Here is a 25953-nt window from a genome sequence, read left to right as displayed (position 1 = left end):
TTCAAGCGTGCGCCAGCACGCCTTCATTCTCCAGCAAGTCGCACAGCTGGCGGTACTGATGCTGGTCAAGCATGGCTTGCAGCGGCGCCAGCAACGGCGCCGCCACTGCGGGCAGGGCCGCCAGCAGCTGCGCCACCCTGGCCAGGTTCAATTCGCGCAGCGCCACCAGCAAGGCGGCGCGCTCTTCCCCGGTCAACAGCAGCAAATCTTGCGCCCGCAGTGCCGGCCGCGCCTCGGGCGCCGGCGACACGGGCTGCGGCACGGGCACCTGCAGCGGCGCCTCGGCCGCCTGCGCGGGAATGCTGAAGCTGAAGACGGCGCCCTGCCCCGGCGTCGATTCCACCGTCAGTTCGCCTTTCATCAGCTGCACGAATTCGCGCGAGATGGCCAGGCCCAGGCCCGTGCCATCTTTCGGTCCCGCGCTGTCGGCCTGCACGAAGGGCTCGAAAATGCGCTGCTGGTCTTCCGGGGCGATGCCGATGCCCGTGTCGCTGACGGCGAACGACAGCATCCATTGATCGCCACCGCGCCGCTCGGCGCGCACGCGCAGGGTGACTTCGCCGCCGCCGGCAAACTTGACGGCGTTCGACATCAGGTTCAGCAGCACCTGGCGCAAGCGCGTCGCATCGAGCAGCACGGCCGCCGGCAGGCCCGCGCAATCGAGGCGCAGGGCCAGCCCCTGCTGCTCGGCGCGCATGCCCAGCATGTCCATCACTTCCTGCAGCAGAGGCGCCAGCGCCACCACGGCCGTCTGCGCGTGAAGGCGCCCCGCCTCGCCCTTCGACAGTTCGAGAATTTCATTGATCAGGGTGAGCAAATGATTGCCGGAGCGGTGGATGATGGCCAGGTTGCGCTTTTCATCGTCGTGCATATTGGGCGAGGCGGCCATCAGGCGCGAAAAGCCGATCACGGAATTCAAGGGCGTGCGCAGTTCATGGCTCATGTTCGCCAGGAAGGTGCTCTTGGCGCGGTTCGCCGCCTGCGCCTGGCTGACGGCCACCGACAGGGCGCTCGTGCGCTCGGCCACCAGTTCTTCCAGGTGATGGCGGTGGCGCAGCAGTTCCAGTTCGGCCTCGCGGTGCGCCGTGATGTCGTAGTTCGACCCCACCAGGCGCATGGGCTGGCCCTGCCCGTCGCGGAAGATCACGGCGTCGACCTTGATGTAGCGGATGGCGCCATCGGGCCACAGGATGCGGTATTCGTGCGTGAACGCCTGGCCGGCGCCCAGCGCAGCGCGCAGGGCCTCCTTGGCGGCCGGCACGTCGTCGGGCATCAGCGCCGCGCGCCAGATCGCCGCCGGCGCCGTGCCGCTGTCCGCATCGGCCCTGAACTGCGCGTACATCTGCTCGTCCCACTGCAAGGCGCCGTTGATCACGTTCCAGTCCCAGATGCCGATGCTGGCCGCGCCCGTGGCCATCTGCACGCGTTCCTCGCTGCGCTGCAAGGCGCGGTAGCGGCTGTCGAGCAGCGCCACCATGTCGCGGATGGAACGGTACAGCGTGCGCAGCTCGCCCAGGAACCACGCTTTCGGCGGCGTGCCGAACGCTTCGCCCTGCCCCGCCTGGATGCCGGCCGCATACTGGCCGATCGCCTTCAGGGGCTTGAGCATCAGGCACCACATGAGCAGCCAGATGCTGGCCACGAGGATCACGTCGAGCGCCACGATCATGGCGCCGATGCCCAGCGCGCGCTGCCGCAGCTGCGCATGCAGCAGGGCAGGCGTCGCATACACGGCAACGCTGCCGATGACTTGTCCGCCCATCGTCACGGGACGCCGCTGCACCAGCCAGTCCGGCTCCGCGGACAGCGAGGAAAAGCTGCCGATGGCGCCGTCCGCGGTGCGGCGCAGGACCAGCGCTTCCTTGCCGATGCCCGGTGTCAGCGAGCTGGCCACCAGGTCGCGCTTGCCCAGCATGCTGCGCATGATGGCCTGCATCTGCTTTTCATCGAGATTCCACAAGGGCAGTTCGATGGCCACGGCCAGCTGGTCCGCGCTGACGGACAGGCTGCGCTGCAGCTGCTGCCAGCGCTGCTCGCGTTCGGACTGGTAAAACAGCACGGCAAACACCAGCAGCAGCGCGGTGACGACAAAGGTCAGCGCCACGCTGACGACCAGCACGATGGACACGCCGCCCAGGCGCGCGCCCTTGGATGGGTGAAGCGTCATGCGTCTTCGCCCTGCGGCTCGCTGGCCAGCTGCGCCAGCAAGGCGCACAGCGGCTGGTATTGATGCTGTTCCAGCATGGCGGCGATGTGCGCGGCCAGCTGCGGCAGGCTGGTCGCCACGCCGGCCAGCACGATGGCGCTGCGCCGCAAATCGAGGGCTTGCACGGATGCGAGCAGCGCCTGGCGCTCGTCCGCGCCCAACTGGCCCAGCGACTGCTGCAAGTCAAATGGCGCGACCGGCACGCGCGGCGGCACGGCGCCGGTGCGCTGGAAGCGCACGCCCAGCTGCTGCTCCAGCATGGCGAACAGGTGTTCCTGCTCGATCGGCTTGCGCAGGAAGCCGTCGGCGCCGGCCGCCAGCGCTTCCTGCTTTTCTTCCTCGAAGGCGGAAGCGGTCATGATCACCAGGCGCGGCTGCACCAGCGCCGGCTGCGCGCGCAGCCAGCGCGTCAGCGCCAGGCCGTCCATGTCCGGCATGCGCCAGTCGCTGAGCACGATGTCGTAGCGCTGCGCCGCCAGCATGGCTTGCGCCTGCACGCCGCCCGCCGCCTCCTGCAGCTGGAAGCCCAGCGGCTCCAGCAAGCCGGTCAGCAGCTTGCGGCAGTTGTCGTCATCGTCGACCAGCAGCACCGTGCGCCCGCGCTGGGCCGCCGGCAGGCGCGCCACGCGGCCCGGCGCCAGCGGCGCGACGGCCGGGCACTGTACGCCGGGCGCGCGCAAGTCGAAATGGAACATGGAGCCAGCCCCCAGGGTCGATTCGACGCGCAGCTCGCCGCCCATCAGGCGCACGAATTCGCGCGAAATGGTCAGCCCCAGTCCCGTGCCGGCCTGCGCCACGGCGCTGTCGGCCTGCACGAACGGTTCAAAGATGCGCTCCAGGTCCTCTTCCGCGATGCCGCTGCCCGTATCGCGCACGGCAAAGGCCAGCGCCACTTGCCCATCGTCCTGCGCCTGGCAGGCCAGCGACAGGGTCACGCTGCCCTGCTTGATGAACTTGAGCGCGTTCGACAGCAAATTGAGCAGCACCTGGCGCAGCTTGGCGCCATCGAGGCGCACCAGCGGCGGCACGCCAGCACGTTCGAGCCGCAGCGCGATGCCCTGGTCGCTCGAACGCATGCGCACCATCTCGAGCACTTCGTCGAGCAAGCCATTCAAATCCACGGGCCCCGCCTGCAGCTGCATGCGGCCCGCCTCGATTTTCGACAATTCCAGGATGTCGTTGATCAAGGTGAGCAAATGGTGGCCGGCGCGGTTGATAATGGCCAGGTTATGCTTTTCTTCCTCGAACATGCTGCTCGAATCGGCCATCATCTGCGAAAAGCCGATCACGGAATTCAAGGGCGTGCGCAACTCGTGGCTCATGTTGGCGAGGAAGACGCTTTTCGCGCGGTTCGCCGATTCGGCCTCGGTGACGGCCACCGACAGGGCGGCCGTACGCTGCTGCACCAGTTCCTCCAGGTGGTCGCGGTAGCCGAGCAGTTCCTGCTCGCTTTGCTTGCGCTCGGAAATGTCGACGATACCGCTGCGCACCAGGCGCCGCCCTTCCATCGGCAAGCGCACCAGCCGCACTTCGCAAGGGAAGATGCTGCCGTCGGCGCGCCGCACATTGCGCTCGACCAGGATGGGTTCACCGAGCATGGCGCGGCGCAGATGCTCTTCCATCATCAGTCCCAGCGGCAGACCATCGGGCTGCTCGCCCGTGTACAGGTCGAACGGCCCGCGCGCCAGCAGCGCTTCGCGCGACATGCCCAGCATGCGCTGCGCACTGCTGTTGGCGTCGATAAAACGGTCCAGGTCCAGGTCATACACGACGATGGCTTCGGGCGCATGCTCGACGAGGATGCGGAAGCGCTGCTCGCTTTCGCGCGCATCGCCCTCGGCGCGGCGCAAACGGCGGCGCTGCAGCAGCAAGGCGCTCAGCATGCACGCCATGGCGAGAAACACGGCGCCAGCCGACAGCACGGCCGCGCGGTGCTCGTGCCACAGCTGCGGCGGACGGTTGAAGAACAGGGTGTTCGGCGGCAGCCGGCTGATGTCGGCATCCCAGCGCTGCAGCTGCTCCCAGTCATACATGGGCACGGGACGGACCGGCGGCAGCAAGGCGCCCGGTGCGGCTGGCGCCTTGCCGGCCAACACGGCCAGCGACATCCGCGCCACCTGCTGCGCGGCCCCTTCGATGTGCAGGATGGAGCCGCCCAGGATGCCCTTGCCCACGTTTGTGTTGTACATGCCGAAGGCGGGCACGTTCGCCAGCCGCGCCAGTTCCCCGGCAAACTGCACGGGGGTGGCGATGGCGCCGTCCACGTCGCGGTTGACATTGCCCGTCACCAGCAGCGTATCGGCGGGCAGGCGCGCCACCTTCGCGCGCATCTGCGCCAGGGTCAGGCCGTCGAGATACTCCATGAAAACGATACCCTGCCACGCCTGCGCCGCCTGCTGCATGCTGCGCTTCAAGGCCTGGTCGGCTTCGCTGGCGCCGACGGCCATGACGATGGTTTTGGTCTCCGGGAACAGCGCCATCGCTTGCGCCAGGGTGCCGGGAAAATCGACGTTCGCCTTTTGCTGCCAGATGGCCAGCGGGCTGCCTACCGGCAAGGCCTTGCCCGAGGTGTTAATCGCCAGCACGGGCACGCCGCGCGCCAGCGGCGCCAGGTCCGACAGCAAAAAATCGAGCGCCGGCTGCTGCATGGCAACGATCAGGTCAGCCTTGCGCCCCATCATCTGGGTGTATCTTAAAAGCAACAAATCACGCATCTCGTTGCGCAGCGCCGGGTCGCCCTGGGTATTGAGGTTCAGGTGCTCGACCATGATGTCTTCGCTGGCCAGGCCCGCTGCGGCCATGGCGGCCACGTAAGTGCGCGTGTACGATTCCACGCCAGCGCGGCCGTAATCGTAGGCGTTGAGGACCAGCACGCGCTGCCCCTGGTGCGGCGGCGCGGCCGGCACGGCCGCAGGGGCCGCGGCAACACACAACGCCAACAGCAATGCGCGGCCGCAGCGGCGCACCGCTGCCCTGCCCATCCCGCCGCCAGGCACATCACGCATCATTCGCCATGCCCATGCTCACTCTCGCTGTCACCATGTTTCACCATTGCGCTGACTGCTCAGCGACCGACACTTACAAAAACATGATAACGTCAACTGCCGGGGCAAGTCTATTGCTTAGGGCAATCTTTTGACAAAACAACCATCGTTACGCGGCGGTACCGCTGATGCCGAACAATTCCAGCTTCAGCCCTTTTATGCCAGACGGCACATAAATCGCAATCGCCTGGGCCTTGATCATGCTGTCATAAATGCTGCCCTTGTTATCGATCGAAAAGTAATAGGTATTGGGCCGCACTGGCACTTCAGCAGGAACCTGGGCCATATGACGCAACTCGGCACCCGGAAGTGCCCTGCCAAGCAATAGTTCGATATTGTCCGGAGACGATATTTTGAACTGCAACGGCACCGTGGCAACCAGTTCCAGCGCCGGCATATCGGCGTTGACCGCAAGACAGAGTTCAGTCTGACGGTCAATCCGCTTGGCATCGAGCAAACCGTGATAGTGGGTGTTTTGTTGCGTGTCATTGGACAGTGGAATCGGGAAGTAACGCGACAGGAGCACCGTATCGATCAAGTCGCGAATGATGCCATCGAGCTTGCCGAAACCGGGAGCCGCGTCATCGTGACAATACGCCGGCAAGTCGCTCAGCGTGTACTTTTTCGAGAACGTCATCAAGCCGCCGGCCAATGCCATCAATTTTTCAAACAAATATACCGGATGGTGGCGCCGGTAACTGGCGCAATGACTGAGCGTGGCGCTGGCCGTGCTCAATGTATTGAGCATCCAGAATGAGGAAACATCCCCGCCATGAAATTCAACCGTATTGTTACCGGGCTGACGATGACGGCTGTACAGCGCCCCGATTTTCGCGCCCATGCGGTCGATCAGCGAATCGAGCATTTTCTGCAGCGAAGACTCGGCGCTGATGGTCAGGCCAGGCGGAATGAAGGAGGCATCGACTTCAAAGCTGCCATTGCCAGCGCGGTACAAACGGATCACCGGGATGGCAAGATAATCATGGAGCGGATCCAGTTGCGACAGCAGATACACGCGCTTCTTCAGGTAAGCCACATCGATGCTGACTGCCTCGCTGTACAGATCAGGGGTTTCGATATCCGCCTGGACATAGCGCGCGCCGGCAGAACTCACATTGCCGCCGTGTGCCTGCAGCGTCGGCAACGCGGCGTAAAAAGTAAAACTATGTTCGCTAGAAGGCAGCTTGGACAGGTCAACCGCACTGGGCAATACATCGCCAAGCGGCGCCTCAAAGAATTCCCCATCCTGAAAGACGAGCGACATGGCGTCCGCCCGCAGGCTATTGTTGGCCAGTGCATCCGCATTCCAGCTGACGCCGTGCACACCCCATAGATGTGGATTGATGAGTGAAGCCAGACGCTGCAAGCGCGCTTCATGGTAGCGGTCCAGCTGCTGGAATTGCTGGGGGCCGATGGCCAGCCCCTCGGACCACAGTAATTTGGATGGCAATGTCATGGCGTTCTCCATGTTGACCGTTGGAATCATGCTGCCTTGCCAGTCTGATGTTGCCAGCTTGAAAGTCCTTGATGTTGCGCAGCAACTCTGTTCAATTATTGCGCAAACGCAATTTACCTTGGAGCAAACGCTCGGATACTGGCTATTCCGCCGCGAAGACACAGGAAAAGAGAGATGGAGGACTTGCTGCCGTATTTCGAACGCGAGCTGGTGATGCTGAGGCGGCATTGCCGTGAGTTCTCCGAGCGCTATCCGAGAATCGCCGGAAAATTGCACATGTCCGGCGAGTCTTGCGAGGATCCGCACGTCGAACACTTAATCGAATCGGTGGCGATGCTGGCGGCACGCATCTCGAAACGGCTCGATGACGACTACCCGCAATTTACCGAAGCCCTGTTCGAAGCCCTGTTTCCACATTATCTGCGCCCCTTCCCATCGTCCACCATCGTCCATCAGTCTGTCCCAGCGGCTGGAGCGGGTGTAATGCACCTGCCGGCCGGCAGTGAAATGGACGCCACGCCGGTACGTGGCGTACGCTGCCGCTTCAAGACGGTCTACGACATGACGACCGGAGCATCGGTACTGGAAAGCGCGGTTTTCGATGCGATGATCAAGCCACCGCCAGGCGTACGCCTGCCAGCATCAGCCAGTTCCTCGCTGAACATCGGCATCCGGCATCTCGATGCGGCGCCCGCATCACTGCGCGTTTTCATCGATGGCGAAGCTTCTTTTTCCGCCGCCTTGCGCGATGCCCTGTTCATGCATGCAGTCTGCGCTTTTGTGTCCATCGACGCGCCGCAATGGATAGCCCTACCCGCCGTCCCCCTGGCGCCCGTCGGCTTCGCCGACACGGATGCCTTGATACCTTTCGGTGCCCGTTCGCAACCGGCCTACCGCATCCTGAGCGAGTATTTTGCATATCCGGAAAAATTCAATTTCTTCGACATCGATATCGCGGCGCTGAGCGCCACCCTGCCGCCTGGTTGCCAGCGCTTTACCCTGCATCTGTGCATGGCCGGTTTGCGACCCGATTCCGCTGCGGCGCGCATGTTGTCCAGTATTTCCAGCGACAACTTAAGGCTGGGCTGCAGTCCGGCGATCAACCTCTTCCGCCAGGATGGCGTGCCGATCGCCATCACCCGGCAAAAAACCGACTATTCCGTGCTGGCCCATGCTACCCATGCCCATGGTTACGAAGTCGTCACTGTCGATGCCGTGCGTTTGCTGCGCCAACGGGGAGGCGAAAGCACGCTGACCGAATTTCGCCCGCTGTACAGCCTGCGCCATGGCGAGGGCGCGGCGCAACAAGGCCATTACTGGATCGTGCGCCACGACATGGCTTTGGCCATGAAAAGTCCTGGCCACGAAAAGAAAATCACGCTGGTCGATAGCGGCTTCAACCCCTTGATCAACGAAAAAGCCAGCTTGTCGCTGTCGCTGACATGCAGTAACCGCGACCTTCCGCTGTCGCTCAAATACGGCCAGCCGCAAGGAGACTTGCAACCGTGCTGCGGCGGACCTGCACTGCACATGCTGCGACGCCCCAGCCAGCCGCGATGCTTTTCACCTGGCGCGGGCCTGCACTGGCGGCTGATTTCGCACCTGACGCTGAATCATCACGCGCTGGTTCAGGAAGGCCTGCCGGCACTGCGTGAAATGCTGACACTGTATGACCTGTCTCAATCGGCAAGCTCGCAACGCCAGATCGGCGGCATCGTCGCGCTCGCGCACTCGCCGACCACGACATGGCTGCGGCACAAGCGCGGCACCTCGCTGGCGCATGGCGTGGAGATTCGCCTCACGCTGGACGAGGAAGCGTTCGTCGGCAGCGGCATGCACCTGTTTGTGCAGGTGATCGATCACTTTCTTGGGCTGTATGTGCAAATCAACAGTTTCATCGAACTGGTGGTGCTGTCACTGCAAAGCGGAGAGGAGCTGATCCGATGCAAACCAAGAAGCGGACTGCAGAATCTGGTGTAGTACAACACTTGCTGGCCGAACCATACCGCTACCAGTTCGTGCAGGCGGTGCGTATTCTGCTGTGCTGGCTACGCGAGCAGAACGTGTCCCATGCGCAAGCCTTTGGCCAGGTGTTGCGCTTCAAGAACAGCTTGTCGCTGAGTTTCCCCGCCAGTGAAATCGAACAGCTCTCGCTCGACGACAATGAACAACTGACCCTGACGCCGACGTTCATGCGTTTTCTGGGCGTCGGCGGCACCCTGCCCTTGCACCACTCGGAACGCATCGCCGCCTACCGCTTGTCGAGCAAAGATGCTGGCGTCTCGGCCTTCCTCGATATCTTTTCACACCGCATGCTCACGCTGTATTACCAGGCATGGGAAAAGTATCGGCTGGAATCCACGCTCCAGACCCAGGCAAGGGATGTACAACTGCCTTTGCTGACGGCACTGGCCGGCGTGCGGCGCGGTGCGCTGCCGTCGAGCGGCGAAGCTGATGCCGTGACGCAGGATGTCGCGGCCTGGTACGCGGGTCTGCTGCGCTGCCGCCCCGTCTCCGCGCAGGCGATTGGCCCCGTGCTGGCCGAGTACTGCGGCGTACCCGTAACCGTGCAGCAATTTGTCGGTGGCTGGGACTATCTGGAAAAGAACCGGCGCAGCCTGCTGGGCAGTGTCAACTTTACCCTGGCACGCGGCGCAACGCTTGGCCTGCGGCTTTGGCGTCAGGACATGCGCGTCTGCCTGCATATCGGCCCGCTGGATCCCGTCGGCCTGCAACGCTTCCTGCCGCGCAGTACAGGCGCGGCGGCACTGGCAAAGATGCTGGCGCTGTTTGGCGTACCAGACTTGCAATATGAAGTGCGGCTGATATTGAGTCCACCATGCATTACTCCCCTGCTCCTGAGCTCCAACCCGTCAGAAAGACGGCTGCTTGGCTGGACGACGTTCTTGCAGACAACACCAGGCAAGGTACGCGGCGCCGAAGTGCGTTATCTGCTGCAACTGACCTGAGCAGCCCATCACTGGAAAGCGAGGCAAGCATGAAACATGCGGGACGCGGCGTCATCCGGCTCGGAGACGCAACCGATCACGGCGGCAAGGTCACCAGCGCCTCATCAGGCAGCACCGTGATGGGGAAGACGGCGGCGCTGGCCGATGACACCACCTTCTGCCCCAAGTGCAAGGGCAACTTCCCGATCACGCCCGATGGCGCCGGCGCAAAACACATGGGCAAGCCGTACGCCTATGACGGCGACGCCACCGCCTGTGGCGCCCACCTGATCACATCCCTGTAACGGAGGCAGGCCATGCATGCAAACATCCAGGCGGCACTGTCGGCCTTCGACCTCGCCGCGCAAGAACGGCGCCTGCTGAAGATCGACTTTCCCCATGAAGATGGACCTGCCGGCGCCATCCTGCTGGTCAATTCGCTGACCGCCAGGGAGGAAGTGTCGCGCGACTTCCGTTTCGAGGCCGAATTACTGTCCGATGATGCGCATATTGCGCTCAAGGCCATGATGGGCCGCATGGTGACCATTTCCATGGTGCGCGACGATGGTACGCTGCGCTACTTTAACGGCTATGTGGGCGAGTTTTGCCTGCTGCGCGCCGATGGCGGCTTTGCGTGGTACCGGATGGTGCTGCAACCATGGCTGGCCTTCGCCAGGCTGCGCCAGGACAATGTGTCCTTTCATGGCCAAAGCGTAATGCAGCTGACCGAAACGACGTTTGCCCACTACGAGCAGCGCGACTGGAAAACCAGCATCCATGGCGACGATCCGCAGATCACCTGCGCCAACCAGCACAATGAAACCGACTACAACCACCTGCACCGGCGCTGGGAAGCGCTGGGCTGGCACTACTGGTACGAGCACCGCGCCGATGGCCATACGCTATGGCTCGCAGACAACAGCACCCTGGCTGACATGATCGCCACGGCGTCCGGCGACGGCGCCATGCGTTTTCACTCCGAGTCGGGTTCCATGGAAGACGATGGCTTGCAACAGTGGCAAGCCGTGCGCCGGATCGGCTCCGGGCAACTGACCTTGGCCAGTTTCGACTATAAAAATCCGCAACCGCGCCTTGCCAGCGGCTACTCGCTGAATCGCCAGGGTGATGTATTTGCCCACGAACTGTATGAAAACACGGGCGCCTATGGCTATAAGGATGTCGATGCCGGGGAAGCTCTGGCACAGCGCCGCATGGAAGAAAGCGACCATTTGCGCCAGTATTTCGAGGCGGCCGGCAATCACCGTGGCGCGCAGCCCGGTCTTTGCTTCCGGCTCAATGGACATTTCAGCGCCGAGGAAAAGCGCTATCAGCCTGGCGAGGAACGCCCGGACAGTATTGCCGAACGCGAGTACCTGATCCTGTCAGTTGAGCATAGCGCCAGCAATAATTATCAGGTCGGCCCGAACGCAACCTCCCACTATGTCAACAATATGCTGTGCGTGCGCCGGGACATCCGCTGGCGCCCGGGCCGCAGCTACAACAGCACGCCGTGCGTGGTTGCCGGTGTACAGACGGCGCTGGTGGTCGGACCGGCCGGGGAGGAAATCCATACCGATGCACTGGGACGCATCCGTCTGCAATTTCACTGGGATCGCCTCGGTGAATTCGATGAGCGCAGCTCGCCATGGATACGGGTCATGATGCCGATGGCGGGTCCGCAGATGGGACAAATCGCCCTGCCGCGCGTGGGTCAGGAAGTCGTCGTGCAATTCCAGGACGGCAATATCGACCATCCCATCGTCATCGGCGTGGTCTACAACAGCGCCAATCCACCGCCTTGGCAATTGCCGCAGCAACGCGCCCTGTCCGGCTTGCGCAGCCGCGAACTGGGCGCCCGCAGCGCCAACCATCTCGTGCTCGACGATACCAAGGGCGCGATTCAAGCGCAGCTGCGCAGCGAGCATCAGGATAGCCGTCTTTCATTGGGCAGCATCACCCGCATCGACGACAATGCCGGCCGCAGGGAAGCGCGCGGCGTGGGCTTTGAATTGGCCAGCAGCGCCTGGGGCGCCCTGCGCGCAGCCAAAGGCATGCTGATCACCACAGAAACATCAACAGGAACGGGATCAGTCAAACAGCTCGACGAAACACAGGCCCGCCTGGCGCAGGCACGCCAACTGCAGCAGGGCTTGGCCGGCATGGCCATCGACGCGGGTGCGCAAGACAGCGCAGCACAACAGGGCGCCGTCGCTGAATCCATCCAGCGGCAAAACGCCGCCATCAAGGGTACCGGTGGCGATTTCCCGGAGCTGTCCGAACCGCATTTGCTGCTGGCCAGTCCCGCCGGCATCGAGCTGAGCACGGCCCAGTCCATGCACCTGGCCGCCAGCGAGCATGTGGCGCTCACCAGCAGCAAGCATATTTCACTCGCCAGCGGCGACAGCATGTTTGCCAGCATCGCCAAGACCTTCAGCCTGTTCGTGCACAAGGCCGGCATGAAACTGATCGCCGCCAGCGGCAAAGTGTCCATCCAGGCCCACAGCGACGAGGTGGAAATCCTCGCCCAGAAAGTCCTGTCGCTGATCAGCGAAGCGGACTGGATCAACATCAAGGGCAAGAAAGGCGTACGCCTGCACGGCGCCAACCACATGCTGGAAATCAGCGACAAGGTGCAGTTCTTCACCTCTTCCCCCGTGCTCTTCAACGGCAACCTGGAAACCTTGGCGCCGAAGAGCGTTTCGCAGGAATTTAATGAGAGGCCCGTAACCCGTTTTGATCAGGAGGTCTTGCTAGTGAATGCCGACGATACGCCGGCCGTTGGCGTTGCTTTTGAAATCCTGCGCGATGACGGCAACATGGCCGGCAAAAGCGCGGAAGACGGTTCCACGCAATTACAAAAATCCACCGGTATGGATAGTTACATTATTCGCTATAAGGGAGAACTGCCATGAGCAAATGTGATGACTTGAATAACCGCGGCAATCATCCTGCGAAGTTTAGTCAAGGCGTGGGAGGCTGGGCGGAACTCACCGTCTTGATGACGGAAACAAAAGATACCGCGCGACATGACGTCACCCTACCACCAAGCAAAGTAATTCCTGTCATTTTCTTACCAGGCGTGATGGGTAGCAATCTAAGGATGAGCAAGGTTCGCCAAGAAGAATTGCGCCGTTCAGACAATCGGGCCTGGCGACCAGACGATATGATGGGTGCGGGAGGCAAGACGGCAGTCCTCACAGGCAATGGCTTGGGTGGCTGGTTCAAAGATGCGTCGCCACGGCAGCGTCAATTGGTGTTTGACCCCACTGAAACAGAAGTCGAGTACTACCACTATACGGAGAGCAACAGCCGCTTCGATCCGGATGGCGCGGAAACCAAAGCTGCAGACGCACGGCATCAAAATGTGCCAGACAGCTTTACACCCATTCCTCCTTTGATGGGAACTAACAGGGTCGCGACAACAACAAGTCCGAATCAAGGTAAAGCCTGTTCATATCAAAGCCCAGCACAAATAGCCCGTTGGCGAGGATGGAGTGAAGTGTTATTTGCTGGTGCATATGGAACAATGCTGCGGGCTGCCGAATTGCATCTCAATAACATGATTTCCGACGGTAAGCCACATCCGGTCTGGCGCCAAACAAATGGTCTTGGCACACTGCTTTTGCAAGATCCAAAAAATTTTGGTGCATCATCAGGCAAAGCCATTACCGTCAGCGATTTAAAGAAAATTTCTCCTTGTTGGTATCCAGTACATGCGATGGGTTACAACTTTATCAAGAGCAATGGTGAATCTGCCGTCATTATTGCAGAGCGACTACGCGGACTAGTCAAAGGCTACAAGAAACGCGGATTCAAATGTAACGAAGTTATCATCGTCACGCATAGCATGGGGGGCTTGCTGGCCCGTGCATTGATACACCCAAGTTATGGAAAGATGCTTGATGATAAGGATGTAAAAATCCTCGGAATTTATCACAACGTGATGCCAACCATTGGAGCCGCAGGGGCGTATAAACGCATGCGTTTTGGCTTTCAGGAAAGGGAAGGCTCCGTAGCCGAAATAGAGGCCCGCGTTCTAGGCATCGATGGTATGCATGCCACCGCCATTCTGGCAAACGCACCGGCGCCACTGGAAATGATGCCAGGTGAGGCATATGGCCAGAATTGGCTGAAAATTGTAGATGCACAGGATAAAGTTTTATGGAGTTGGCCTCGCGACAAGGCCACAGCACTGGAAAGCATTTACCTTCAGCCCGCCAATGCGTGGTGGAGACTAATCAACCCGAAATGGGTAAATCCCGCAGACCTCCCTCGTGAAAAAGGTGGTGGCATAGAAAAAACAATGAAGCGAATAAAGAATGCCGCAGGATTTTTATCATCCATAGAGAAAACATTTCACCCAAACACTTATGCAAGTTATTGCTCATCCAGAAATTTTTTAAGCTATGGTGATGTCGTATTTAAATTAATTGAAGGCCTTCACAGTGGTTCAAATGATCCTTGGAATAAATTCGAGCCGTTACCTGAAAAATGGAAACTACTTGAAGATGATAGCAAGGGGCAACTTTTGGTTCAGGCCGGAGGGAAATTCTTAAAATTAAAGCTACAGCCAGCCAGTGCGCCCGGTGATGGAACAGTGCCATCAGATCGTTCAGCTCAACACATCACCGGTACATTATTCGTACACGGCATGGCGGAAGAGAATGGTTACGAACATCAGAATAGCTACGCGGATGCAAATGTAATGGCATCCATGCTGTATTCCATCGTGCAAATCGCCAAGATGGCAAAATGGGAGTGAGCCATGAAAAATATGACAAAGAAAATACTTCTCTTCACCATAACAATAATTGCGATGGCACTCCTATCCACTTATGCAAAAAAAACTACAGACAAGGAAACTATAATGCCTGAAAATTTCAAGCTTAGCAAACGTTTGGAAACACTATTTTTTAAAACAAAAATTGTATGTTTCGGACGCTATGCAGTAGAAATTCCGCAAGAAGCACAGTTAATACTAGGAGGAACAATACTTCTTTCGGAGATTAAAACTATACCAGGCGGAATAGCGGAAAAAAATGAAAGCATAGCCGAAGAAATTGAAAAAATAAAAAAAAGGGATCCAACATCTGAAATTACATACAATGGAAAAGGTCCAGTAGAAAATAGCTGGCAACTTCAATATTATGATGGTAAATTTTCCAAGGAAGATGGCGATCTATTCTTCAAGACCTACATCATAAAAGGAAACTACATATTCGTTCTTGACGGCTCAATCCCAAAAGGTGGAACAGTAGCAAGTGCTAAAGAAAATCAACTAATCCGCGTCAATAGCTTGCGCCCGCGCGATAAAGATGAAGTCCCAAAAGAACCTGGCTATTGCCTTGAACATGGCTTCATGAGCAACAACAAGTATGACAGTCAGGAGATGGCGGATGCAGGCCTGTATTTCCCCAGCTTTCCAGACGTGACTTTTTCCATTACATCGAATAAAAATGCATACGGTGACTATCCTCCTGCTGAATATGATGCAAAAGTACGTGGGGAATTATCATTACTTGCCCGCATCCAGCGGGCGAAAGACCAACAAGGCAAGAATTATCCTGCTCGCACGCTGCTACGCGAAGGCAAGCGTGACGTGCAGCACTGGCATGGTGAGGAATCGTTGATACGGCGTACCGATGGCGTGCATGATTTTGAATGGACACTGGTGGGTACGCCGCGCGATATCGCCTATCCATCGGTGCTGGAAGCATCCATGTACACCAAAGTCGCCCACAACATGGTCGGCGCCGCCGAAGCATCGTCGCTGACCGATGAGGAGGCGATTGCATTGTGGGACAAGCTGCTGTCCGGCTTGAAGTTCCGGGTGAAGGTGCCGGGTGCGCCGCTGGGTTCGTACTACATCGATCCGGACAAGCCTGCGCAGTGACAGCTGAATAAGCTCATGCTGGCGTGATGCAAGCCATTGCGCTAGCATGTTTCTTTTGCCCCGAAAGCTTCCATGCCCATCACCCTGCGCCCCGCCCTGCCCCTTGATATCGACGCCCTGTGGGCCCTGCGCACGGTGGCCGTGCGCGTCAGTTGCGCGACGCATTATGCGCCGGAGCAAATTACTGTGTGGACGGCTTCGCTCGTGCCGCCAGCTTATGCGGCCATGCTGGCTGCCGGTGGCGGCATCGTGGCGATGCAGGGCGAGGCCATTGCCGGCTATGCCATGCTGGACGTAGATAGACACGAAGTCGATGCCGTGTTTGTCGATCCTTCGCGCGCGGGACTCGGTATCGGCAAGCGGCTGCTGGCGGCGCTGGAGCAACTGGCGCGCGAACGAGGCATTGCGCGCCTGCACCTGTCCGCGTCGCTGAACGCCGTGCCGTTTTACCAGGCCGCAGGATTTATCTCCTTGCGCGAGGAAGCATATGCGCATCCGAGCGGCATCAGCCTGGCCAGCGTGGCGATGGAAAAGCAGCTGGTGGTGGCCTGAGACGTCAGTCTTTGCTGGCAGCAGCTTCGGACTCGGCCAGGCATTGCTGCAGCTTCGCGATCAGGGCGCACTTGCTCGTCGTCCAGGTCCAGCGGGTTAGCATTTCAATCCGCTTCCCACGCAATGCCAGCCGGTCGCGCGCCGCCCGTCTTGAAAAACGCGACGATAGCCCGCTGGCATTGTTCCACATCCACGCACCATGTTTCCGGATACACATCCACCTGGCCATTGGCCAGCAGATAGCTGCATTCGCCCGTTTCCTCTTCGTCTCCCAAGGAGTGAAAACTCAGGTCGTCCTGTCCCGACAGATACATCAGCCAGGCATTGCCGCCATTGCGCAGCATGCACAGGGCCGGGCCCTGCTCCGCAACTTCGGCCATGGTCAGCCACAGCTCGCACTGGGCCAAGGTGCGCGCTTCCAGCAGCGCCTGTTCCAGCATAGGGATGCTATCGACCACACGCGGCTCGCCATGCAGATTCAGTTCCATCGTCATGCTTTTTCCCCCCTCAGGTCATCCATGGCCAGTGCCGTGCTCAGGTACAGCTTGCCGCTCAGGTCGTGCAGCAGGCTGCTCTGGCGCAGGCGGTCCATCACGGGCCCCTTTACTTCGGCCAGGTTCAGGCTGATGCCGCGCTTGATCAGCGTGCTGTTGAGTTCGATCAAGCCCAGCAAGGCCGTGCTGTCGATCTGGTTGACGGCCGACAGCACCAGCACCAGGTGGCGCGCCGTCGGGTGTCCCCGCAGCTCGTCTTCCACGCGCTCCGTCACGGCTTCGACGTTGCCGAAGAACAGACCAGCATCGATGCGCAGCAGCAAGACGTCGGGCAGGGTTTGCGCTTCATAGCGCTCCACGTTGCGGAAGTGCTCGCTATTCGGGATACGGCCCAGCACGGCGATGTGCGGGCGGCTGGCGCGCCAGATCAGGGTGCCCATCGACAGCAGCACGCCAATCACCACGCCCGCTTCCACGCCCAGCACCAGCACGCCGGCCGTCGTCGCCAGCAGGGCCAGCGCATCGCTGCGGTCGTAGCGCCACGACAGTTTCAAGGTGTCCCAGTCCAGCAGGCTGCTGACGGCAAAGATGATGGTGGCTGCCAGCACGGGCAGCGGCAGCAGGGCCAGCCAGCCCGTGGGCGCCACCAGCGCCAGCGCGAGCAGTCCCGCCGTGATGATGCTGGCCAGCGGCGTGTTGGCGCCCGCCTGGAAATTGACGGCCGAGCGCGAAATCGAGCCCGTGACGGGGAAGCCGCCCGACAGCGCGCTGGCCACGTTGGCCGCGCCCAGGCCCAGCAGTTCGCGGTTCGTATGCAGCTTTTCACCGCGTTTTTGCGCCAGGGTCTGGGCGGCGGACATGCTCATCAGGAAGATGATGAAGGCGATCAGCAGCGCCGGCGACAGCAAGGTGCGCCAATGGGCGCTCGAGGTGGCCAGGTTCAGGCCCGGCAAACCGCTGGGCACGTGGCCCGTCGTCTGCACGCCCATCGCTTCCAGGCCGCAATAAGACACCAGCGCGATGCCGGCCAGCACCAGCGCCATCGGCGCCAGGCGCGCACCCACGTCGGCCGCCACCTTGTTCAGGCCGCAGCGTTGCAACAGCCGCGACAGATAGCGCTTGGCCAGCCACAGGAACAGCAGGCCGGACAGCCCGAGCACGAGGCTGGGCGTGTGCCAGTGGGGCCAGGTGGCGCCCAGGAGCGGCGTGATCTGGCCCCAGATGATCAGGATCGCGGCGCCATTGCTGAAACCGCTGATCACGGGGCGTGATAAAAAACTGGCCATGAAGCCCAGGCGCAGCACGCCGCACAGCAGCAGGACGAGGCCGCTGATGAAAGCCAGCTGGGCGGCCAGCACGATATACAGGGAGGAGCCGGGATCGGCCAGCGGCGCCAGGGCGGCGGCCGTCATCAGGGAAACGATGGCCATAGGGCCCACTGATTGCGTCATGCTGCTGCCGAACAAGGCGTACAGCACGGGCGGCAGGATGCTGGCGTAGATGCCCACCACGGGCGGCAAACCCGCCACCAGCGCGTAAGCCATGCCTTGTGGCACCATCATCATGGCGACGACGATACCGGCAGTGATGTCTCCGGCCAACAGAGGACGCCGGTATTGCCTGAGCCAGAGCAGCATGGATGATCCCAAAATCTGAAAACCGAAGCCTATCATGCGACGAGGCCGGCTGACAGGGGGACGTACTTACTCTTGCAGCAATTGCGCCTTCACGGCGTCGAGGATTTCCGCCGATAACACCTCGTCATCGACGCAGCGCGCCAGCACCATGGCACCCACCATGGCGGCGAACGTGGCGATCGCCTGCTGGCGCCGCTCTTCCGGTGCGCCGTCGGGCAGCAAGCCTTCCAGCAGCGCGAACTGCTGCTGCGTCGCCTTCGTAAACACGGGACGCGCGCCGGGCGACATGCGCGCCGCATCGACGCCCATGGCGGCCGCCGGGCAGCCGCCGCCGGGCTGGTCGCGGTGCCGGGTGGTCAGATAGTTGTCGATAATCGCCGGCAGCGCCCGCTGCGGGTCGCTGGCGGCCTTCGCCCGCCAGCCTTCCAGCGATTTCTCCAGGGCATGCTGGCACGCCTCGATCATCAAGTCTTCCTTGGACGCGAAATGGCCGTAGAAGCCGCCATGCGTGAGGCCCGCGTTCTTCATCAGGTCGGCCACGCCGATGCCGTCATAACCCTTTTCGCGGAACAATCTGCCCGCCACCTCCACGATGCGCTCGCGGTTCAGCGCCGCCTGTTCCCTGCTTACTTTCATGCTACCCTCCCACATTTATGTCAATCATCATATAACTTTACACCCGTTTTCGCCACTCTGTTAGCGAGCGCACCGTTTGATGCGGGTGCCGCGCCGATACTGGACCTTCGTTTACAAGGAGGCCAGCATGAACGAGAACAAGGACCAGTCCGCCGGCAATTTGCAGCGCAGCATCCAACAGGAGCAGGATCAGCACGATCAGCAGCACGATGCCGCCAAATCCGGCCAGGAAAGCAAGCCGCCCGTGCAGACGGGCCACCGCAGCCAGCCTGCTCCTCCCCTGCCCGCCCAGCACCTGGACAAGCCTGGCATCGAAGGCGAGATGCAGTTGCAACCGCGCTTCCTGGCGCCCGACTACTGCGGCAGCGGCAAGCTGGCCGGCATGGTGGCCGTCATCACGGGCGGCGATTCGGGCATCGGCCGCGCCGTAGCCGTGCTGTATGCGCGCGAAGGGGCCGACGTGGCCATTATTTACCTGAACGAACACGCCGATGCCCACGAAACGAAGCGCTACGTGGAAGCGGAAGGCCAAAGCTGCCTCCTGATTCCCGGCGACGTGCGCGACCAGGGCTTTTGCCAGGAAGCCGTCAGCCAGGTGTTGGCCAAGTTCACGCATATCGACGTGCTGGTGAACAACGCCGCCTTCCAGGAACATGCCGAGTCGCTGCTCGACCTGAGCGAGGAACGCTTCGACCTCACCATGAAAACCAATGTCTACGGTTACTTTCACATGGCCAAGGCCGTGCTGCCCCATTTGCAGCGGGGCGCGTCCATCATCAACACGGGCTCGGTGACGGGCTTGCAAGGCTCGAAGCACTTGCTCGACTATTCCACCACCAAGGGAGCCATCCATGCGTTTACCATGGCGCTGGCAGGCAACTTGCTCGACAAGGGCATCCGCGTCAACGCCATCGCGCCCGGCCCCGTCTGGACGCCGCTCAATCCGGCCGACAAGTCGCCCGAGGACATCCAGAAATTCGGCCAGGACACGGACATGCGCCGCCCGGCCCAGCCGGAAGAACTGTCGCCCGCCTACGTCTTCCTGGCCTCGCCCGCCTGTTCCAGCTACATCAGCGGCATCGTCCTGCCCATCACCGGCAGCGTGGGGGAATAAGCGATGGCGCGCGCACTGTGGAAAGGCGCCATCAGTTTCGGCCTCGTGCACATCCCCGTCGAGCTGATTTCCGCTAGTCTCGACCATGAACTGGACTTGTCCATGCTGGACCGGCGCGACTTCGCCCCCATCGGCTACAAGCGCTACAACAAGAAGACGGGCAAGGAAGTCGAGTGGGACGACATCATCAAGGGCTATGAATACAAGACAGATGAGTACGTGGTGCTGTCCGAGGAGGATTTACGGCAAGCCAATGTGAAGGCCACGCAAACCATCGACATAGACACCTTTGTCGATGCGGCCGAGGTACCGTTGACCTTTTACGAGCATCCGTATTATTTGCTGCCCGCCAAGGGTGGCGAGAAAGTCTATGCACTGCTGCGCGAAACCTTGCGCAAAGCCAACAAGGTAGCCATCGCCAGCGTGGTCATGCGCACCAAGCAGCATTTGTGCGCGCTCGTGTGCGTGGGCGACGCCATCGTGCTCAACACCCTGCGCTACGCCGATGAAATCCGCCCCACGGATGACCTGGACTTGCCGCCCAACACCATGAGGGCGGCAGGTATTTCCGACAAGGAGCTCAAAATGGCCCTGTCGCTGGTCGAAGGCATGAGCGACGAGTGGGAACCCGGGCAATACCGCGACAGCTACCGCGAAGACGTGCTGGCGCTGGTGAAGAAGAAAATCAAGGCCCGACAGACCAAGACCATCACACCGCCCGCCCCCGAGCGGGAAGAAGAGCAAGGCAGCAACGTCATCGACTTGGTCGCCCTGCTGCAGCAAAGCCTGGGCAAGAAAGCGCCCGCCGCACCGGCCCGCAAGCGCGCGGCCTCGTCCACTGCCCGCAAACCGACACCATCGAGACGCAAGGCGGCCTGAACCACCCATGCGGCCCGGGAGACTCTTCAATAATACAAATGCATTGACTTTGATCAGGCTTCTCGCTACGTTATGCACAGGCGTGCCGCCCGGCAAGCCCTGTCACGCGTGCGGAAAAAATGGATGCCGAGTTAGATCAGCTTATCCTCAGCGGTGCCCCTGGCGGCGTTGTCATCACGAACGAAGATCATGTCGTCGTGCGCTGGACGCCCGGTGCGCAGCGCATTTTCGGCTATGCCAGCGAAGAAGCGCTGGGTCAGACGCTGTGGGAGCTGATCTCCCTGCCGGGACAGGCCGAAGCGTCCCCGCTGATCGACGAGCAGCTGGCCCAGCACGGCAGCTACGACCGCGAATCGCTGCGGCGGCGCAAGGATGGCGAGCTCATCTACGTCGATGTCGCGTGCCAGACCGCGCAGGCGGGAGTGGACGCGCCACGCTACCTGATTTCCACCATGAAGGACACGACCTTGCTGAAGGCGGCGCGCGACGCCCAGTTCGTCGACGTGCGCTACCGCGTGCTGTTCGAATCGACGCCGGACAGCGTCATCATGGTCAATGCCACGGGTGCCATCGTGCTGGCCAACGAGCAGGCGCAACGCCTGTTCGGCTACGCGGAAGGCGAATTGAACGGCAGGCAAATCGATAGCCTGCTGCCGCAACGCCTGCGCCATTCGCACGTGGCGCACCGCTCGCGCTATTTCGACCAGCCGCGCACGCGCACCATGGGCGCCGACCTGGAATTGCTGGGCTTGCGCAAGGACAACATCGAGTTCCCCGTCGAAATCAGCCTGTCGCCGATCCAGACGGAGATCGGCACCTTCGTCATCAGCGCCATCCGCGACGTCAGCGACCGCCGCCGGGCCGAGCAGAAATTCCGCGGCCTGCTCGAATCGGCGCCGGACGCCATCGTCATCGTCAACGGCGATGGCGAAATCGTGCTCGTCAATTCGCAGACGGAACGCCTGTTCGGCTACTCGCGCGCGGAACTGCTGGGGCGCAACGTGGAAGTGCTGATCCCGGCCCGCTATGCACACGATCACCCGCGCCACCGCCAGTCGTTTTCCACGGCGCCGCGCGCCCGCTCCATGGGCGCGGGCCTGGAACTGTACGGCTTGCGCCGCGATGGCACCGAGTTTCCCGTCGAAATCAGCCTGTCGCCGCTGGAAACGGACGAAGGCGTGCTGGTCTCGTCGGCCATCCGCGACATCACCGAGCGCAAGCGCATCGAGCGCACGCTCAACGAACAGAAAATAGAACTCGAGCGGGCCAGCCAGGCGAAAGACCGCTTTCTCACCAGCATGTCGCATGAACTGCGCACGCCGCTGAACGCCATCCTCGGCTTTGCCCAGCTGCTGGCCAACGAATCCTTGCCCGCCACCGTGCCGCAAAAGCGCGCCTTCGTGCAGAACATCGTCACGTCGGGGCGCCACCTGCTTACCCTGATCAATGAAATCCTCGACCTGGCAAAGATCGAATCGGGCAGCCTGAGCCTGTCGATGGAAGCGGTGACGCTGCCCGCGCTGATCGAGGAAGTGCGCGTGATGGTGGAAGAGCAGGCGCAGCAGCGTCATATCCACCTGGTTTTTCCCGCTTGCGAGCCGCTTACGGTCCGGGCCGACCATACGCGCCTCAAGCAAGTCCTGCTGAATCTGCTGTCGAACGCCATCAAGTACAACCGCCCGGACGGCAAGGTGGAGCTGGAAATTTCGCAGCCCGATGCGCAGCACGTGCGCATCGCCATCCGCGACACGGGCAAGGGCCTGGACGAGGCGCAGGTGGCGGAACTGTTCCAGCCGTTTAACCGCCTGGGACAGGAGGCGGGCAGCGAGGAAGGCACGGGTATCGGCCTCGTCGTCACCAAGCGCCTGGTCGAACTGATGGGCGGCAGCATGGGCGTGCACAGCTGCATTGGCGTGGGCAGCGTATTCTGGATCGAACTGGGCACCACGGCCGCGCCGCCCGCCAGCCGGCAGCCGGACACGGAATATCTGCCCGAGCCCGCCGGCGACAGCGGGGACGATGACGGCGGCCAGGCGCTGCTGCTGTACGTGGAAGACAATCCGGCTAGCCTGCGTCTGGTGGAAGACATCGTCAGCTTCCTGCCCCACCTGCGCATGATCTCGGCCACCGACGCGCGCCAGGGCATCGCGCTGGCGCTGGAACGCCATCCCGACGTCATCCTGATGGATATCAATCTGCCCGGCATGAATGGCAACCAGGCGCAGCGCATCCTGCGCAACGATGCGCGCACGGCGCACATCCCCGTCATCGCCCTGACGGCCAACGCCATGAAGGGCGACATCCGGCATGGCCTGGCCTCGGGCTTTTTCCGCTACCTGACCAAACCCGTCGAGATTCCCCAGCTCAACGCTGCCATCGAGGAAGCCCTGCAACTGGCGCGCGCCACCCTGCCGCTCAAGCCGGAGGCGTAAAAGCCAGCTTTTTCATGGCCGCGTCGAGGCCTTTCGCGCTGCGCGCATAGCCGTCCCACGGGGTATTGCCCACGCCGAGACGGCTGTGCACATTGCCCACGTTCCACTGGTCGCCCGCCTCCAGCTCGTCGAGTTCCTCCCAGGCCAGCGGCACGGAAATGCCCAGCCCCGAGCGCGTGCGGGCCGACCACGCGCACACGGTGGTGGCGCCCCGGCCGTTGCGCAAATAATCGATGAAAATCTTGCCGACGCGATTTGCGGGACCGCTCTTGACGACAAACCGCTCCGGGATGTGCCGCGCCATGTGCGCCACGATGGCTTGCGAAAACGCTTTTACCGTGTCCCAGTCGTGCCTGGGCCGGATCGGCACGACCACGTGCAAACCCTTGCCGCCGCTGGTTTTCAGCCAGGCGGGCAAGCCCAGCTCCGTCAAGAAGGCGCGCAGCAGTATGGCCGCTTCGCGAATGGCGGGCCAGGCCACGCCCTTGCCCGGGTCCAGGTCGAACACCAGGCGGTTCGGCGTGTCATAGGCGCTGGCCAGCGCGTTTTGCGTGTGAAATTCCACCACATTCCACTGCGCCGCGGACAACAGCCCTTGCAGGCTGGCCACTTCCAGCATGGGCGGGTGCTCCGGGTCCAGCCGTGCATCGAGCTGTTTGATACCCGGCATTGTCGAAGTGTCAACATGTTTCTGAAAAAATAGCTCGCCTCCGACGCCAGCGGGTGCACGCACCAGCGACACGGGGCGCCCGCGCAGGTGTACGAGCATCAGCTTGCCCACCAGCGCGTAATAGCACACCAGATCGATCTTCCTGGCGCCGCTGTCGCTGTCGATCACGCGATCCGCATGACTGACCTTGAAACTGGCCGGTAAGGTACAGTCCGGCATGGATTTGCTCTCCATTGTCTTCTCCTTCTCGATTCGCCGCGCCCGCTCGCGCACGATGGCGGCCGGCTTTTTATCTTCACGCAAGCCGTGAAACACGGCATGGCGCACGGCGCCGCCACTGGTCCATTGCGCAAAACTCACTTCGGCCACCAATTGCGGCCGGACCCAGATGGGCTGGCGCACGCCGCCCGCCTTGCCTTCAAACGGACTCGTCTCGATAGCCAGCGCATCGAGCTGGCGCCGCAAGTCGCGCAGGCTGGCATCGTCAAAGCCGCTGCCCACATTGCCTGCATAGCGCAGCTTGCCCTGCTCATCATGCACGCCCAGCAACAGCGAACCGATCCCTTCGCGCGCGCCCTGCGGCGCCGTATAGCCGCCGATGACGAATTCCTGGCGCAAGCCGCATTTGAGCTTGATCCAGTCGCCCGAGCGGCGCGTGACGTAGGGCGATCCGCGCCGCTTGCCGACCACCCCTTCCAGTCCCAGGCGGCAGGCGTGGTCCAGCAGCCGCTGCGGGGCGGCATCGAGCGCGTCGCTGAAGCGCACCAGGGGCGACGCGGGCAAGCTCTGCAGCAGCCCTTGCAGCAGCGCCCTGCGCGCCTCGACGGGCTGGCCCCGCAGATCGTGGCCATCGAAGTACGGCACGTCGAACAGGTAGTACACGATCTCGCTGGTCGTTTCCGCGTCGAACGCGCGCTGCAAGGCGCCAAAATCCGGGTGCCCGCTGGTATCGTTGACGACGATTTCACCGTCATACCAGCCGGGCGGCAAGCTCAACTGTTCCAACGCCTGCCGCAACTTCGGCAATTTTGCTGTCCAGTCATTGCCATTGCGCGTGATTAACGCAATATGATCGCCATCGCAACGCGCGAGGATGCGGTAGCCGTCGAATTTCACCTCGAAAATCCAGTCTTGCGCATCCGGCGGCGGTGCATCGACGAGGGTGGCCAGCTGGGGCGACAGGGTGGCGGACAACTCGGCAGTTGGCGGCGCGGCAGCCACCTTGCGCTTGGGCATGGCCTTGTTCCGGACGCTGTCGGGGAACTCGTCCACGACAGAAAATTCCTGTACCGGCCGCGCATAGTCGTCTTTTTCCTTGATCAGCAGCCAGGCAGGCTGCTTTTCGCTGCGTTTGTCTTCCCGGCCCTTCATGCGCACCAGCACCCACTTGCCATGCATCTTGTGGCCATGCAAGGTGAATTTCAGTTCGCCGGCCGCCAGCGCCTTGCGCGCATCGGGCGTGGCTGGCTGGGGCTGCCACGTCCCTTTATCCCAGATGATGACCTTGCCCGCGCCATACTGTTTTTCGGGGATCGTGCCTTCAAAGCTGGCATACGCAATCGGATGGTCTTCCACCTGCACGGCCATACGCTTGTCGCGCGGGTCGTAGCTGGGGCCTTTCGGCACGGCCCAGCTTTTCATCGTGCCGTCGAGTTCCAGCCGAAAGTCATAGTGCAAACGGCTGGCCCAGTGCTTCTGGATGACGAAGGTGAGCACGTCGTTTGCATCCTCGTCGCCACCTGCAGGCTCGGGCGTGACGGCGAAATTACGTTTGGCTTGATACGTTTTCAAGGCGGCTTTCATGGCGGCCCCATGCGGTGATGATGGCTTCGAGTCTAGTCCGCTGCAGGTCATGGCGCGGTACGCCAGCTAACAGAGTGCCTGCGCCGCAAATGTAAGTGTTTGTAATTAGAAAAAAACGTGTCAACGGTATTGCCGCACGGCGCGTTTTTGCCTCAGTGACAGGGGGCTGATCTCCTGAACTACAAACCC

Annotated in this window: 17 protein-coding genes; 10 read left to right on the top strand and 7 right to left on the bottom strand. The window is 61.5% G+C overall.

Annotation, left to right across the window (positions count from 1 at the left end):
- Nucleotide 1 precedes the first annotated feature (1 nt).
- The 3 genes from V3C40_RS00520 to tssK form a co-directional block, all read right to left on the bottom strand.
- The gene (locus V3C40_RS00520; protein ID WP_331776153.1) at nucleotides 2-2167 is read right to left on the bottom strand and encodes a sensor histidine kinase; all 2166 of its coding nucleotides are present in this window, start codon (nucleotides 2165-2167) and stop codon (nucleotides 2-4) included.
- Nucleotides 2164-5214 carry a sensor histidine kinase gene (locus V3C40_RS00515; RefSeq protein ID WP_331776152.1) on the bottom strand — a complete coding sequence of 1017 codons (3051 nt, stop codon included), beginning with the start codon at nucleotides 5212-5214 and terminating at the stop codon, nucleotides 2164-2166. The genes V3C40_RS00520 and V3C40_RS00515 overlap by 4 nt, the downstream gene beginning before the upstream one ends.
- Before the next feature lie 145 nt (nucleotides 5215-5359).
- The gene (gene tssK, locus V3C40_RS00510; RefSeq protein WP_331776151.1) at nucleotides 5360-6706 is read right to left on the bottom strand and encodes a type VI secretion system baseplate subunit TssK; all 1347 of its coding nucleotides are present in this window, start codon (nucleotides 6704-6706) and stop codon (nucleotides 5360-5362) included.
- A gap of 174 nt (nucleotides 6707-6880) precedes the next feature.
- Between tssK and tssF the strand changes: the two genes are divergently transcribed.
- The 7 genes from tssF to V3C40_RS00475 all read left to right on the top strand — a co-directional run bounded on the left by tssF (nucleotide 6881) and on the right by V3C40_RS00475 (nucleotide 16099).
- Nucleotides 6881-8686: a type VI secretion system baseplate subunit TssF gene (gene tssF / locus V3C40_RS00505; RefSeq protein ID WP_331776150.1), complete on the top strand. Its 1806-nt coding sequence runs from the start codon at nucleotides 6881-6883 to the stop codon at nucleotides 8684-8686.
- A complete protein-coding gene (tssG, locus tag V3C40_RS00500; protein WP_219327232.1) occupies nucleotides 8650-9675 on the top strand; it encodes a type VI secretion system baseplate subunit TssG in 1026 nt (341 codons plus the stop codon). The genes tssF and tssG overlap by 37 nt, the downstream gene beginning before the upstream one ends.
- 29 nt (nucleotides 9676-9704) lie before the next feature.
- A complete protein-coding gene (locus V3C40_RS00495; RefSeq protein ID WP_070258054.1) occupies nucleotides 9705-9959 on the top strand; it encodes a PAAR domain-containing protein in 255 nt (84 codons plus the stop codon).
- Between the two features lie 12 nt (nucleotides 9960-9971).
- The gene (locus tag V3C40_RS00490; protein ID WP_331776149.1) at nucleotides 9972-12566 is read left to right on the top strand and encodes a type VI secretion system Vgr family protein; all 2595 of its coding nucleotides are present in this window, start codon (nucleotides 9972-9974) and stop codon (nucleotides 12564-12566) included.
- Nucleotides 12563-14416, top strand: a complete 1854-nt coding sequence (locus tag V3C40_RS00485) for an esterase/lipase family protein (RefSeq protein ID WP_331776148.1) — start codon at nucleotides 12563-12565, stop codon at nucleotides 14414-14416. The genes V3C40_RS00490 and V3C40_RS00485 overlap by 4 nt, the downstream gene beginning before the upstream one ends.
- A 3-nt stretch (nucleotides 14417-14419) precedes the next feature.
- Nucleotides 14420-15547 carry a T6SS immunity protein Tli4 family protein gene (locus V3C40_RS00480; RefSeq protein WP_331776147.1) on the top strand — a complete coding sequence of 376 codons (1128 nt, stop codon included), beginning with the start codon at nucleotides 14420-14422 and terminating at the stop codon, nucleotides 15545-15547.
- A gap of 72 nt (nucleotides 15548-15619) precedes the next feature.
- Nucleotides 15620-16099, top strand: coding sequence for a GNAT family N-acetyltransferase (locus V3C40_RS00475; protein WP_219327235.1), 480 nt, complete (start codon nucleotides 15620-15622; stop codon nucleotides 16097-16099).
- Between the two features lie 104 nt (nucleotides 16100-16203).
- Here the strand turns inward: V3C40_RS00475 and V3C40_RS00470 are convergent, their stop codons facing one another.
- The 3 genes from V3C40_RS00470 to V3C40_RS00460 form a co-directional block, all read right to left on the bottom strand.
- Nucleotides 16204-16593 (bottom strand): Imm1 family immunity protein, encoded by a 390-nt coding sequence (locus tag V3C40_RS00470; protein WP_331776146.1) that lies wholly within the window; start codon nucleotides 16591-16593, stop codon nucleotides 16204-16206.
- Nucleotides 16590-18230 (bottom strand): SulP family inorganic anion transporter, encoded by a 1641-nt coding sequence (locus V3C40_RS00465; protein WP_072453088.1) that lies wholly within the window; start codon nucleotides 18228-18230, stop codon nucleotides 16590-16592. Before V3C40_RS00465 ends, V3C40_RS00470 begins: the two co-directional genes overlap by 4 nt.
- A gap of 66 nt (nucleotides 18231-18296) precedes the next feature.
- Nucleotides 18297-18866, bottom strand: a complete 570-nt coding sequence (locus tag V3C40_RS00460; RefSeq protein ID WP_331776145.1) for a TetR/AcrR family transcriptional regulator — start codon at nucleotides 18864-18866, stop codon at nucleotides 18297-18299.
- Between the two features lie 127 nt (nucleotides 18867-18993).
- On the opposite strand from V3C40_RS00460, the gene V3C40_RS00455 reads away from it, so the two are divergent.
- The 3 genes from V3C40_RS00455 to V3C40_RS00445 all read left to right on the top strand — a co-directional run bounded on the left by V3C40_RS00455 (nucleotide 18994) and on the right by V3C40_RS00445 (nucleotide 23291).
- Complete coding sequence (locus V3C40_RS00455; RefSeq protein WP_331776144.1) at nucleotides 18994-19980, top strand: SDR family oxidoreductase; 987 nt, start codon at nucleotides 18994-18996, stop codon at nucleotides 19978-19980.
- Nucleotides 19981-19983: 3 nt separating this feature from the next.
- On the top strand, nucleotides 19984-20859 hold the full coding sequence (gene ku / locus V3C40_RS00450; protein WP_331776143.1) for a non-homologous end joining protein Ku: 876 nt from the start codon (nucleotides 19984-19986) through the stop codon (nucleotides 20857-20859).
- Nucleotides 20860-20978: 119 nt separating this feature from the next.
- Nucleotides 20979-23291 (top strand): PAS domain S-box protein, encoded by a 2313-nt coding sequence (locus V3C40_RS00445; RefSeq protein ID WP_331776141.1) that lies wholly within the window; start codon nucleotides 20979-20981, stop codon nucleotides 23289-23291.
- Here V3C40_RS00445 and ligD read toward each other — a convergent pair.
- The gene (gene ligD / locus V3C40_RS00440) at nucleotides 23275-25764 is read right to left on the bottom strand and encodes a DNA ligase D (RefSeq protein WP_331776140.1); all 2490 of its coding nucleotides are present in this window, start codon (nucleotides 25762-25764) and stop codon (nucleotides 23275-23277) included. The genes V3C40_RS00445 and ligD overlap by 17 nt on opposite strands.
- Nucleotides 25765-25953: the final 189 nt, after the last annotated feature.

The sequence above is a fragment of the Janthinobacterium sp. LS2A genome (assembly GCF_036543145.1).
GTDB lineage: Bacteria > Pseudomonadota > Gammaproteobacteria > Burkholderiales > Burkholderiaceae_D > Janthinobacterium > Janthinobacterium aestuarii.
Note: the sequence above shows the minus strand (reverse complement) of the source record. Positions and strands in the feature narration are given on the sequence as shown.